This window comes from Trinickia diaoshuihuensis, assembly GCF_003390925.1.
Classification (GTDB): Bacteria; Pseudomonadota; Gammaproteobacteria; order Burkholderiales; family Burkholderiaceae; genus Trinickia; species Trinickia diaoshuihuensis.
Genome location: NZ_QUBS01000090.1, coordinates 232,549 through 244,627, shown reverse-complemented (window position 1 = coordinate 244,627; position 12,079 = coordinate 232,549). Strand labels below are relative to the sequence as shown.

At 62.1% G+C, this 12,079-nt stretch carries 11 protein-coding genes; 6 read left to right on the top strand and 5 right to left on the bottom strand.

The window, feature by feature from the left end:
- Window positions 1-12: 12 nt before the first annotated feature.
- From DXT59_RS29395 to DXT59_RS29380, 4 genes are all read right to left on the bottom strand, one after another.
- Complete coding sequence (locus tag DXT59_RS29395) at window positions 13-1,845, bottom strand: ABC transporter ATP-binding protein (protein ID WP_116141900.1); 1,833 nt, start codon at window positions 1,843-1,845, stop codon at window positions 13-15.
- 60 nt (window positions 1,846-1,905) lie between these two features.
- On the bottom strand, window positions 1,906-2,181 hold the full coding sequence (locus DXT59_RS29390; protein ID WP_116141898.1) for a DUF6566 family protein: 276 nt from the start codon (window positions 2,179-2,181) through the stop codon (window positions 1,906-1,908).
- A gap of 71 nt (window positions 2,182-2,252) precedes the next feature.
- Entirely contained in the window at window positions 2,253-2,828 is a 576-nt protein-coding gene (locus DXT59_RS29385) for a diguanylate cyclase (RefSeq protein ID WP_116142272.1), read from the bottom strand.
- A gap of 393 nt (window positions 2,829-3,221) precedes the next feature.
- Window positions 3,222-4,331 (bottom strand): patatin-like phospholipase family protein, encoded by a 1,110-nt coding sequence (locus tag DXT59_RS29380; protein ID WP_116141896.1) that lies wholly within the window; start codon window positions 4,329-4,331, stop codon window positions 3,222-3,224.
- A gap of 106 nt (window positions 4,332-4,437) precedes the next feature.
- Between DXT59_RS29380 and DXT59_RS29375 the strand changes: the two genes are divergently transcribed.
- Window positions 4,438-4,956 (top strand): CinA family protein, encoded by a 519-nt coding sequence (locus DXT59_RS29375; protein ID WP_116141894.1) that lies wholly within the window; start codon window positions 4,438-4,440, stop codon window positions 4,954-4,956.
- Window positions 4,957-5,251: 295 nt separating this feature from the next.
- Window positions 5,252-6,007: a TetR/AcrR family transcriptional regulator gene (locus DXT59_RS29370; RefSeq protein ID WP_116141892.1), complete on the top strand. Its 756-nt coding sequence runs from the start codon at window positions 5,252-5,254 to the stop codon at window positions 6,005-6,007.
- A gap of 668 nt (window positions 6,008-6,675) precedes the next feature.
- Here the strand turns inward: DXT59_RS29370 and trpS are convergent.
- Window positions 6,676-7,686, bottom strand: a complete 1,011-nt coding sequence (trpS, locus tag DXT59_RS29365) for a tryptophan--tRNA ligase (RefSeq protein ID WP_116141890.1) — start codon at window positions 7,684-7,686, stop codon at window positions 6,676-6,678.
- Between the two features lie 337 nt (window positions 7,687-8,023).
- Between trpS and DXT59_RS29360 the strand changes: the two genes are divergently transcribed.
- The 4 genes from DXT59_RS29360 to DXT59_RS29345 are packed head-to-tail and all read left to right on the top strand — an operon-like array spanning window position 8,024 to window position 12,022.
- Window positions 8,024-9,199 carry a methyl-accepting chemotaxis protein gene (locus tag DXT59_RS29360; RefSeq protein WP_116141888.1) on the top strand — a complete coding sequence of 392 codons (1,176 nt, stop codon included), beginning with the start codon at window positions 8,024-8,026 and terminating at the stop codon, window positions 9,197-9,199.
- Between the two features lie 34 nt (window positions 9,200-9,233).
- Window positions 9,234-9,602, top strand: a complete 369-nt coding sequence (locus DXT59_RS29355; protein WP_116141886.1) for a response regulator — start codon at window positions 9,234-9,236, stop codon at window positions 9,600-9,602.
- A gap of 31 nt (window positions 9,603-9,633) precedes the next feature.
- Entirely contained in the window at window positions 9,634-9,990 is a 357-nt protein-coding gene (locus DXT59_RS29350; protein WP_116141884.1) for an STAS domain-containing protein, read from the top strand.
- Window positions 9,974-12,022, top strand: coding sequence for a chemotaxis protein CheA (locus DXT59_RS29345; protein ID WP_116141882.1), 2,049 nt, complete (start codon window positions 9,974-9,976; stop codon window positions 12,020-12,022). The genes DXT59_RS29350 and DXT59_RS29345 overlap by 17 nt, the downstream gene beginning before the upstream one ends.
- Window positions 12,023-12,079 lie beyond the last annotated feature (57 nt).

The following is a 12,079-nucleotide window of genomic DNA, read 5'->3' as shown; positions in this document are numbered from 1 at the left end:
GATTGAGCGGCGTCACGCAGCGATGGCGGGCAAGCGCCGGCTTTGCTTCGTCCACATGTCCCGGTAGATGCCGGGGCGCCGGGCAAGCTCGGCAGGCGTGCCTTCCTGGACGATCCGTCCATGACTCAACACGACGATGCGATCGAAGTTTTGCAGCGTGGAAAGCCGATGCGCGACCGCCACGACCGTACGGCCGCGCATCAAATGGTCTAGTGCGGCTTGAATGGCGATCTCCGAGTGCGTGTCGAGCGCGGAGGTGGCCTCGTCGAGCAACAAGATGGGAGCATTGCGCAAGATGGCTCGCGCGATGCCTACGCGCTGGCGCTGGCCGCCGGATAGTTTCGCGCCGCGGTCCCCCACGATCGTGTCGAGCCCGGCCGGCAATGCCTTCACGAAGTCGAGACACTGGGCCGACTCGCAGGCGCGAAGGATTGCGTCGTCGGTGGCATCGGGGCGACCGTACGCGATGTTCTCCCGCAGCGTGCGATGAAACAACGACACGTCTTGAGGGACGATCGCAAGCGCGTCTTGCAAGCTGCCCGAGGCGACCTGCGCAATGTCCTGCCCCGAGATCAAAATGCGGCCCGCACTCGGCTCGTAAAAGTGCTGCAAGAGCATCAGTATGGTCGACTTACCCGCGCCGGAATGGCCCACGAGGCCCACGCGTTCCCCCGCATCGATGTGCAAGCATACTGCGTTGAGAACGGGCCGACGCCCCGGATAGGCGAAGTTCACGTCTTCGAAATCGATCGTCGCCTCGTTCACGGCAAGCGGCGCCGCTTTAAGCGTTTCGGGCATCGCTTGCGGCACGAGCAGCGTTCGTGTCGCCTCGCCCAAGCGAGCGACGTGTTGCGTGAGCTCGACGAACGCGACGGCCACATCGCGCGATCCGTGCAAGATCGAAAAACCGAGCGATGAAATCAGCACGATGTCGCCGGTCGTCGCCGTGCCGGCACTCCAGAGCAGCAAGGTCCAGCCGAGCAAGCCGGCGGACAACACCGCTGTAGCGACGGCATGCAGCAGACGCAGGCGCTCCAGATAGAGCAAGCTGTGTCTGCGTGCCTCGGTTTCGGTTTTGAGCCGGCCCGTGATGCGTTGATGTTCAGCCGCCTCGGCGCAAAACGCGCGCACGAGTCCCATGTTGCCCGCGACGTCGACCAATTCGCCGTCCACCGAGGCCGCTTGCTGGGCGAAGTGCTCATGACGCGCCGTGCCTTTGCTGGCAAGAACGAAGATGCCGTAGGCTAGTGCGGTCGAAACGGCCCCTAGCGCCAGCGTCATCGGTACGCTGACGGCCGACACCATGACCACCGATCCGATGATGGTCAGCGTGGGCGGCAGCGCGGTCCATGCCAGCGCGTTTTCGAGCGTGTAGACAGCGTTGGCCATCGCGGTGATGCGGCTCGACAGTACGCCCGGCTGCTTATCGGCGAAGTACGACGGCGCGTGACCGGCGAGATACTCGAACATATCCTGTCGCAGGTCGCCGGTGACCGCGACAAACGCGCGTGCCGATATCCAACCGGCCACGCGCCATAGCAGGTTGTCGGCAAAAATCAGCACGACCAAAACGACGAACGCTCGGACGATGAGCTCCATATGGTGCCGCCCCGCGGGCAAAGCGTCGACCAAGTTGCGGATGGCGTATTGCGACGCGAGCGCACAGCCGACCGCGGCGACGATCGCGAGCACCAAAACGCCGTGTGCGAGCTTGCGCCGCGCGACGTATCGCCAGATCAGCGCGAGCGGGCGCCCCGCGTAGCGCGACAAGATTCGCGATTTGCGCTTTTTACGAATGCGCCATGCCCGATCGCTTGCGCTACCGTGACCGCTGTTCGTCTTCATCGTTGCATCGCTCCCGCGGCGGCGCCGCGAACGGTGATCGTCGGGGCTGCTTGGGCGCGGTTATCGCGCGGGATTGCGTAAATCCAAGGGAGTCCGGTCGCGCTTATCGAGCAGGTATCGCGCTCGCTCGAGACCAGCTTGAAGCGCCTCGCGACGTGTCGCCCAGTAGGGACCGGTGCCCTCGGGCGCGTCCAGTTCGACCGGCTGCCCCTCCCGCGTCACCTCGATGTTCGGTAGCCATTGCTCCCGCTCGCCTTGCTCCGCCGAAACGGTGACGTTGTAGCCCCGGTATTCGTAGCACCGAAACTCGTCGTCCGAGCCTAAGGTTTGGTCCATGAATGCTCCCTATCACCGAAGAATGGCCAAGGCGGAAGCAGCACCCGCCATGCCTGGGAGACGACGAGCCACTAAGCGTGGCGCTCCAGACGTCTCGCGTTGAACTGCTTGCGAGCGCAGCGAACGAGTTCCTCGGCGTACGGCGCCACGCCGAAGAGCGCAACGGCGATCAGGACCGATGCCAACCACGCAGCCGGTAGCGGAGTGGCCTTCCAAGCGAGGGTGAAGCGGGCGTGTTCGGGCCCAGCTCCGAGCAGCGCCAGAACCTGGCCCCAATGCAGGGTCGCGACGCATACGAGGGCGAAGAGCGGCATCAGTTCAAGGAAGCTGTGCATATGCTGCTCGAACGGCGTGACCTCGCGGTCCGAATACGTCGCATAGCTCACGTCCCAGAGCGCGGTGGCCTCGTGGACGACGAATGCAAGCACCATCAACGCGATCAGCAGCGCGTCGATTTCTAGAAATAGGGCGGCGAGAAGGGGCAAGCCCACTTCGGCAAGCATCAAGCTATGAAGGATCGACTCTTTCGTACCGGTCGTCCGTTCGATACCGGAGGCTCGATGGCAGCCCCAATCGGCGACGCCGGCTGCCAGCCAAAGCGGAATCAAAAAGTAAAAGAGGATCGTACGGAGTGCGGCTTCGGTCATCGGATGCCTGGCGGTTCGGATCGATAGATAGCCGCTACTTCGCAAGCCTTGCGCCAGGGTTGCATCGGCCGATGCAGACGCGGCGCTGGAACGGCCGTTGCGCGGCTCATCGGGCGATCGGCTCTCGAAGCGTTGGCCGAACGCGCCCGGGCGGCATCGCCCCAACGTCAGACAAAAGGGAACATCGACTATGAAGACTGCCCCTCCAACTCATCGCACCGAGCAGGACACCAAGGCCGAGGCGCACTCCGGCAGGCCCGCCACGACGTCCAGCAGCAAACCCGGTAGCGGACAGCACGCCGCGAATCACACTAAGGCGGGGAAGGATCACGGCGCCGGCGGCGGCGCGAAACAGCGGCACGGCCCACGTTGAACGGCGCGGGCGGTCACGGCCTATGCGGTGCATGCGGCGATCCGTTCGAGCGCGGCGTGCGCCGCCCGCCGTCCGTTCTCCCAATGCTCGGCGATGGCCTGCTGTCCGAACTGGACGTCCTTGAAGTGGGTCCCGGATTGCGAGTGCGGATAGGCCACGGGGATGATCTCGATAGCAGCCGTCCTGACTTCTCGCTTTGCGCGCGTCAGTTGAGGATCGGCGCTGATTCGTTCGGGATCGATCCGATCTAACGCATGCGCGAGCAGGGTGCGCAGTTCTGCGGCTTCACGATAGGCCTCATCGAAAAATGCGGCTCGGCTCGCCTGTTCGATATTTTTGTGGCGGATATCGACGTCCGTCATGTTATCGGGCATCGGTCCGTCGGACGCCCAAAGATCGGCACGCAAGATAACGGTTTCGCCATCGCTTGGTGCCGTTTCGATCAGACGCCTCAGCGGTGTGCCGGTCACGAGCGAGCCGTCCCAGTACCAGGCGCCGTCCACCTCGACCGCCGGGAACCACGGCGGCAAAGCGCCCGATGCCATGATCGCCGATGCGCTCAAAGAACCGTTGTCGAAATAGCGGACCTTACCTGTCTCTACGTTGGCCGCCACGACGCTGAGCTGCGTGTCGCTCTCGTTTAGGAGCGAGAAATCGCAGAGCATTTCGAGCGTTCGCTTCAGCGGCGTCGTATCGCACAGGGCCGCGGCGGACGGATCGCCCACGCCGTCGACCCAAGGCACCCAACCGCGTCGAGCGAAGAACCCCGGCAACCCGAAGGACAGTGCGTACGCTTGGTCCACCTCGGCCTGTGTGCGTCTGAATGCCGGTATAGCGCCCACGAGCGGTGCGGCCCGCGCGAAAAGATCCGTCCAAGTCGCGCTGCCCGGGATCGACACGCCGTTCCAAAACGCCTGCAAGCGTTCGAGCCGCTCCGATCTATGGTTGCCGAAAAACAGTGCGGCATTGATCGCGCCGATCGACGAGGCGCAGCATGCATCGATCGAAATGTTCTCTTCGTGCAGCACCTCCAGTATGCCCGCTTGAAACGCACCGATCGCTCCGCCGCCCTGTAACGCCAGTGCGATGCGTTTTCCCGTCCTTTCCGGCCGGATGGTCGCTGCCTGCATGTAGATTCTCCGAAAGTGATATGGACGCAATACAACGTCGGCAGGGAATGCAATTTGCATGCACGTAACACGGATGAGCCAACACCCAAAAACGGGGAGACAGTCGATGAGTACCGAACAAGATGTCGTTTCCTTTCTAACCGAGGCCGAGCTCAAGCTCGCGACGGCCGAGTCGTGCACGGGCGGGCTAATCGCGGCGAGTTTGGCGGCTGTGCCGGGAAGCGGTAAATGTTTGGACGTCGGGTTCGTTGCATATTCGCCGTCGGCGAAGGCGGGCTTGCTCGGCGTTCGGCAAGAAACGATGGATCGCTTCGGGCTCACGAGCGAAGAGGTTGCACGCGAAATGGCGGAAGGCGCGTTGGCGTCGCAGGGATGCTGCGCGGATGTGGCTGTGTCCAACACCGGGGTGGCCGATCCGGTTGGCGACGGCAAGGGACCGCCGCCCGGCACGCAATGCTTCGCATGGTCTTGGCGTTTGGAGGATCGGGGTTGCGTGACGTTCAGCGAGACCGCCCGCTTTGCATGTACACGTAATGAAATTCGCGAGACGGCGGCCCGCTATGCGCTGTCGCGGATCGAGCATTATTTTGGGCTGCTGCCGCGTCCCATCTCCGACGTGGGGTAGTGCGCCGGGGGCGCGCCGTCGTCGCTTTCTGCACTGCGCGACGCATTTCGCTTGCGGCCTCTCCCTTTTGCCGCAGAGACTCCATTGACAGGTCGACCCATCGATAGGAAGCCCCCTCGATTAATAGCGCCCGGGCTGCCTCGACCAACCGCTCGCTGGTCTGCGTTCCGCGGGCTTCAGCCGTTTGCGTTCATTAAATTTCAATGCGGAATATGGGCATTTATGTCACGGGTGAGCGTTTTGTCGATAACCACCTTTGAATCTATACTGCGGAATGGATCGACACTGAATTCTCATGCCGAAGACAACAAATATACCGGCCGCCAAGCGTACGGTTTTGCAAACGCCTGTCGCCGCCGCGGAGCCTGCTGAAGCCCGCGAACCGCGCGGCGCGCGCCGCAAGAGAGAGACACGAGCGCGCTTGCTCGGAGCAGCGCTCAAGCTCATGGCCCGAAAGGGCATGGACGGCGTCGCAATCAACGAAATCACCGAGGCGGCCGACGTCGGCTTTGGCTCGTTCTATAACCACTTCGAGTCCAAGGAGGCGATCTATGCCGCGCTGGTCGAATCGGTGTTCGACGAATTTACCGACTGGCTCGATCGCCTCACGACGGGCCTGACGGATCCGGCCGAAGTGATTGCTGTCTCCGTGCGCTACACGCTAATGCGCGCGCATCGCGAGCCGCTCTGGGGGCAGTTCTTGGTTAGGGAGGGGTTTTCCTCGCGCATGCTCGACCGGGGGCTCGGCAAACGCTTGTTGCGCGACTTGCAACGAGGCATGGTTGCCAAGCGTTTCCCCGTGGCGGATCCTTTCGTCGCGTTCTTATCCGTGGGCGGGACCATGCTCACCGCGGTGACGGCCGTACTCGGGTTCGTCGCCCCAGAGGCACCGAACGCCGCAATATTGGAGGAACTCCGGTTCAGCGGGGAACATCTTCCCGAGCGCACCGCAGCCACGTTATTGCAGACGTTGGGCTTGAAACGCGCCGAGGCCGAAAAAGTGGCGATGCGTGAGTTGCCGATCGTGATGTCCGCGGTCGAGGCCGGCTGAAACCGACGGCGGCATACCCCACGGCCGGCGAGCGGCGGGTCGGCAGGTAGGCTCATTCAAGCAGTCGCGGCCGACCGACGTGTTCGAAGGCGTCCTAGGAACGCCTAACGCAAGGGGAAGCATGGTACGAAAATCCACGTTCAAGTCCCGCGTCTTGAGTGCGTCGGCTGGCTCGGTGTTCCTTTTGTCGTGCCTCGTATATTCGACGGATAGCGAAGCCGGTGGCTCCGGTCAGGCGGCATTCTGTGTGCCGTGCGTTCGTATCCGCGTAGGCCTGCCCCAAGTAGTGCGGGGCCCCTCTCCCGGTATTCCCGACAGCCCTTTCACGGAAATCCAACTACCCGGCGGAAACTTTCGCGGCTTCAGCGCCAGTGCGACGACATACGCGGCAATGGCGGCAAGCGGTGTTGGATCACCGAGTGGGGATTCATCTATGCCAGTAAAACCTGTCCCGCCCCGGACGAGAGCGATCACGCCCGCTTGATCCAGGAGATGACAGGCGATTTCGCGCAGCTTGCAAGCGAGAATCGTCTCGGCGCTGCGATCTATTACTCCTGGACCGGAGATCCGTCATTCGATCTCGATCGTTGCGGCGGCCCGGGGGAGGCGGCAAGGACCCTGTTGAAGCAGCGTTGACATAGAGTCGGCTTTGCGGGGGCAACGCATCTTTAGAAGTAACTTAGACCGAGCGCTCCTTTGACATCGAGCAGGGTTTGCGCGGCGACCTCTCTTGCCCGCATCGTGCCCCGGCGTAGTATGTCGACCACCGCGCCGCGGTCGGCCGCTAGTTCATGGCGGCGGGCGCGAATCGGTTCGATCAGCGATTGAAGCCGCTCGTTGAGCATGCGCTTCACCACGCTGTCGCCGAGCCCGCCGCGCCGATAGTGGGCTTTAAGTTCATCCACTCTCTGTGTGTCGGGCTCGAATGCGTCGAGGAATGCAAAGACGACATTGCCTTCCACTTGCCCGGGGTCGTTGACGCGTAGATGATTGGGATCGGTGTACATGGCGTTGACGGCGCTCGCGATCTCATCCGCGCTCGCGCCCAATGTAATTGCATTGCCGAGCGATTTACTCATCTTGGCCCTACCGTCGATGCCGGGCAATCGAGGCACGTGCGACAGCACGGCCTCGCATTCGACCAGCACCGGCTGGCCGACGGCGGCGTTGAAGCGGCGCACTAATTCGTTCGTCTGCTCGATCATCGGAAGCTGATCGTCGCCCACCGGCACGTGCGTGGCCCGGAACGCCGTGATATCGGCGGCTTGGCTGACCGGATAGGTCAAGAACCCGGCCGGGATATCGCGCTCGAAGCCGCGCAGACGAATCTCTTCTTTGATGGTCGGGTTGCGCTCCAGGCGCGCGACGGTGACTAGGTTCAGCAGATACTGCGATAGTTCCGCCAGCTCGGGGACTTGTGATTGAATGAGGATGGTCGACTTTTCTGGATCGATGCCCACGGCAAGATAATCGAGTGCGACTTCGATTACGTTCTCGGTCACCTTCCGATGACGGCCGACGTTATCGGTCAATGCTTGGGTATCGGCGAGGAGCAGGAACTGCCGCGCTTCATGCTGAAGTTGCACGCGAGCCCGTAGCGAGCCGATGTAGTGGCCGAGATGAAGGGGGCCGGTCGTTCGATCGCCGGTGAGGATGGTGGGACGGTTTGCGCAGGTCATGGGCTGAAGTCTCAAGTATTTGATGACGCCAGCCGTCAGCGGATAAAAACGAAAACGCCGCCAAGACTGGCGGCATCGCGTTTGGGAAATACGTAGGAAAACGGGCCGCCGGATTCAGGCGTGCCACCAACCGTGCAGGTTCGGAGAGATCGGTTTCGTATCCATGGCGGAGAGTATAGCGCAGTTAAAAAAGTTCAGCGCGCTGAGGGTTCGACCATAAATACGCAAAACAATAAACGTTCGGGGACGATTTAAAAAACATCGGACGAGTATTCAGTTCCCTTTCAAAAGACCGAAATACAGGCTCGTTAGGACGAAAGGAAAAAGGAAGCCGTCGATGTCGCGTCAGCACGTTACACCGTTCAACCCGCTCCAGATCAGATCAGGTATCGCACGCCATCAATCGGCTGCGATGACGATCGTCGCCGTCGTGGCGACGTGGTCCGCGGGCAACTGGACGATCAATGGCTGGATTGCCGCCGTTGCGGTCGCGGCGCTCGCGATGGGATGGTTCGCGGATCGCCGTCGAGAGGCAGAGCTGGAGCAATTGCACCGCGCATTCGCGGCATACGTGCAGGGCACGGCTGACCTCGGCAGCGACTTGTTGCCCGTGTGGAGCGCGCACATAGAAGACTCGCGTAGTCAAATGGAAAGCGCGGTGTCGGCGCTGACGCAGCGCTTCTCCGCCATCGTGGACCGGCTCGGCAAGGCGTTGGGTTCGTCGGCCGAGGGCGGGCGCGGCAAGGCAGCGAGCGTGCTTGCTCAAAGCGAGCGCGATCTTTCGCCCGTCGTCGATTCGCTGTCGGATGCGATGTCCAGCAACCGCTCGATGCAAGCCGAGGTACAAAGCCTTGGACGCTTCGCTCAGGAACTCGACGCAATGGCAGCCGAGGTCGCCGCGATTGCCTCGAAAACGAATCTGCTTGCGATCAATGCGGCTATCGAGGCCGCGCATGCGGGCGAGTCCGGCCGCAGCTTCGGTGTCCTCGCGCAGGAAGTGCGCAAACTCGCGGCGATGTCCGGCGAAACCGGGCGCCAAATGGCCGCTAAGGTCAGTGTGATCGTGGCAGCCATCGAAGCGGCGCGGCAAGCCGCCGAATCGTCCGCGCAACGCGAAGCAAGCTCCATCGGCGCGTCGCAAGTCGCGATCAACGGCGTGCTCGAAAATTTCCGTGCCGTCATCGACGCACTCGAAACCTCGGCAGAGACGCTAACTCGCGAGAGCGCGGCCATCCAGACCGAAATCGTCGAGTCGCTCGTTCAATTGCAATTCCAGGACCGAGTCAGTCAGCGTATGACGCATGTGCGTCAAAACATCGAACGCGTGGCGCCGTTAGTCGCGGAAAGCCTACGGGAATTCGAGCAGCACGGATCCCCGGCCGCCGTTGACAGCAAGCGCCTCCTGGGCGAGCTACAAAGCACATATGCGATGGTCGACGAACATGCGACCCATGCCGGCGGCGCCGCGGCCGGTGTCCAGGCGAGCCCCGTCGACGACGTCACGTTCTTCTAAACCGCATACCTTCACAATTCATACCGGAACACCCATGGCAAAGACCATCATGATCGTCGACGACTCGGCGTCCTTGCGCCAAGTCGTGAGCATCGCGCTGCGCGGCGCGGGTTACGAAGTCATCGAGGGCTCGGACGGCGCCGACGCATTGAAAAAGTTGACGGGTCAGAAAATCCATTTGATCGTCAGCGACGTGAACATGCCGAACATGGACGGCATCAGCTTCGTCAAAGCGGTGAAGCAATTGCCCGCCTACCGCTTCACGCCGATCGTCATGCTGACCACCGAGTCGCAGGACGACAAAAAGCGCGAAGGGCAGGCCGCGGGCGCGAAGGCTTGGATGGTCAAGCCGTTCAACCCGCCGCAACTGCTCTCCGTCGTGCAAAAGCTCGTTCTGCCCTGAGCACGCGCTACAACATTGACTCCATAACACGATGAATTCCGCAGAAATCGCTGTGCCGTCAACGTTACGTCTAGAAGGCGAACTGACGATTTATCGAGCGGTCGAATTGCACGAGGCGCTACGAGCGCTGCTCGATGGCGCCGCGAAGTGCGCCATCGAGCTATCCCAGGTGACGGAAATCGATAGCTGTGGTGTGCAGCTACTGCTCGCCGCGCGGCGTACCGCGCGCGAAATCGATTGCGAGCTCGAGTTCGCAGCGCCGAGCGCCGCAGTGCTCGACGCACTGACGACCTTCGATCTGACCGGCATGCTCGATGCCGGCACCCCGAACAATGAACGCGGCGCGAATGCTGCAATGCTGACGGTGGACCATGCAGACGGAGCTTGACGAGGTACTCCCCACCTTCCTACTCGAAAGCAGGGAACTGCTCGCCGAGATGGAGGCGGCCCTGCTGCGGATCGCAAGAGGGGAACGCGACACGGAAAGCGTGAACGCGATTTTTCGTGCGGCGCATACGATCAAAGGTTCCGCCGGCTTGTTCGGGTTGGATGCGGTCGTTCGCTTCACCCACATCGTCGAAGGTTTGCTCGATGCGGTCCGCGGCGGCGAAGTCGCGATCTCCGAACCGCTGACGCAATTGTTGCTCGCATGCGCCGACCATATCGGCGCAATGGTCGATTGCGTCGAACGCGGGCAGCCTGGCGCGGACACGCCGGCCCTGACCGACGCCGGCGATGCGCTAATCGAGCGAATGAAACGTCAGATGCCCGGAACTGCTCAAGCGCCGGGCGCATCGGATGATCGCCGCGCGGCGAGTACCGCAGCTCTCGCTAGCGATGCGTGCACGAGTAACGGCGACGGGCAGTGGCACATCTCGGTGCAATTCGGGACCAACGTGCTGAGGAACGGGATGGATCCGTTGTCTTTTCTGCGCTATTTGGCGACGCTCGGCACCGTCAAAAACATCGTGACGCATTCGGATGCCGTTCCCGGCTTGAGCCAGTTGGACCCCGAAGCGTGCTACCTCGGCTGCGAGATCACCTTCGAAGGGCCGGTGGATCGGGCTACCCTGTTAGGGGTCTTCGATTTCGTGGCCGATGAAAGCGTCATCGATGTCGTGGCGCCGAACAGCCGGGCGGAGGCTGCGCCGGAGGAAGTCGTCGCACCGGCCGTGCCGGTCCAGACCGCCGTTGCGCCGCTGCGCGCGCCCCCGGTCGATACGCACAAGCCGGCAGCGCAAGCGCGGGCTTCGGAAGGAAAGTCAGTACGAGTCGATGCGGACAAGCTCGACCGCCTTATCAATCTCGTCGGCGAATTGATTACCGTGACCGCCGGCGCCGCATTGATTGCAAGGCGTTCATCGAATGTCGAGATGCAAGAGAGCACGTCGACATTGGCCGGCCTCGTCGAGGAGGTGCGCGACAGCGCACTGCAACTCCGGATGGTGAAGATCGGCGCGACCTTCGGCCGCTTTCAACGCGTCGTGCACGACGTCGCCCGCGAACTCGGGAAAGACATCGAGCTACGGACGAGCGGAGAGGATACCGAACTCGACAAGACGCTCGTGGAGAAGATAGGCGACCCGCTGCTGCATCTCGTGCGCAACGCGATCGACCACGGCATCGATCCCGTGGAGGTGCGTACCGCGCGCGGTAAGCCCGCCCGGGGGGGCGTTACGCTCAATGCCTATCACGATTCCGGCAGTATCGTCATCGAGGTCAGCGACGATGGTCACGGGCTCGACCGCGACAAGATACTCGCGAAAGCGATCGAGCGAGGGCTCGTGGAGCAGGGCAAGCCGATGAGTGACGCCGAGGTCTACGCATTGATTTTCGAGCCCGGCTTTTCCACCGCCGCTGTCGTAACGAACTTGTCGGGCAGAGGCGTGGGGATGGACGTGGTCAAACGCAACATCACTGCCTTGCGCGGTAGCGTCAGTCTCGTGAGTTCGCCGGGTTTGGGGACAACGGTCACCGTTCGGCTGCCGCTCACGCTCGCGATCATCGATGGTTTTCTCGTGTTGGTGGGGAACGCTGTCTTCGTCGTGCCGCTCGACATGGTGGACGAATGCGTGACCTACGGGGGTGAGGCGGATCGGGACTACACCGATTTGCGCGGCCACGTCCTGCCGTTCATACGCTTGCGCGAACTGTTCGATATTCCCGGCCGGCCGACGAAGCGCCAGAACATCGTTGTCGTCGAACATGCGGGCCGGAAGGTCGGTCTGCTCGTGGACCAACTGGTGGGCGAGGCGCAGACGGTCATCAAACCGCTATCGAGAATGTTCGAGCACGTGAAAGGCATCAGCGGATCGAGCATTCTCGGTACGGGAGAGGTCGCATTGATTCTCGACGTGCCGGGGTTGATGCAGCGGTTCGAACCCGCCGCGCAAGCGAGCGTGCCTCTGCACGCCGACTAAGTAAGTAATTTCAAATTCATCTGTTTGTCGCAAAAGTAGTTAGTCATACTAACTAAT

Excerpts from the sequence above, each read along its gene's own strand:
- DXT59_RS29395 (WP_116141900.1), bottom strand. The coding sequence starts at position 1,845 with ATGAAGACGAACAGCGGTCACGGTAGCGCAAGCGATCGGGCATGGCGC.
- DXT59_RS29355 (WP_116141886.1), top strand. The coding sequence starts at position 9,234 with ATGGCAAAGACCATCATGATCGTCGACGACTCGGCGTCCTTGCGCCAA.
- DXT59_RS29385 (WP_116142272.1), bottom strand. The coding sequence starts at position 2,828 with ATGACCGAAGCCGCACTCCGTACGATCCTCTTTTACTTTTTGATTCCG.
- DXT59_RS29370 (WP_116141892.1), top strand. The coding sequence starts at position 5,252 with ATGCCGAAGACAACAAATATACCGGCCGCCAAGCGTACGGTTTTGCAA.
- DXT59_RS29350 (WP_116141884.1), top strand. The coding sequence starts at position 9,634 with ATGAATTCCGCAGAAATCGCTGTGCCGTCAACGTTACGTCTAGAAGGC.
- DXT59_RS29345 (WP_116141882.1), top strand. The coding sequence starts at position 9,974 with ATGCAGACGGAGCTTGACGAGGTACTCCCCACCTTCCTACTCGAAAGC.
- DXT59_RS29375 (WP_116141894.1), top strand. The coding sequence starts at position 4,438 with ATGAGTACCGAACAAGATGTCGTTTCCTTTCTAACCGAGGCCGAGCTC.
- DXT59_RS29390 (WP_116141898.1), bottom strand. The coding sequence starts at position 2,181 with ATGGACCAAACCTTAGGCTCGGACGACGAGTTTCGGTGCTACGAATAC.
- DXT59_RS29360 (WP_116141888.1), top strand. The coding sequence starts at position 8,024 with ATGTCGCGTCAGCACGTTACACCGTTCAACCCGCTCCAGATCAGATCA.
- DXT59_RS29380 (WP_116141896.1), bottom strand. The coding sequence starts at position 4,331 with ATGCAGGCAGCGACCATCCGGCCGGAAAGGACGGGAAAACGCATCGCA.
- trpS (WP_116141890.1), bottom strand. The coding sequence starts at position 7,686 with ATGACCTGCGCAAACCGTCCCACCATCCTCACCGGCGATCGAACGACC.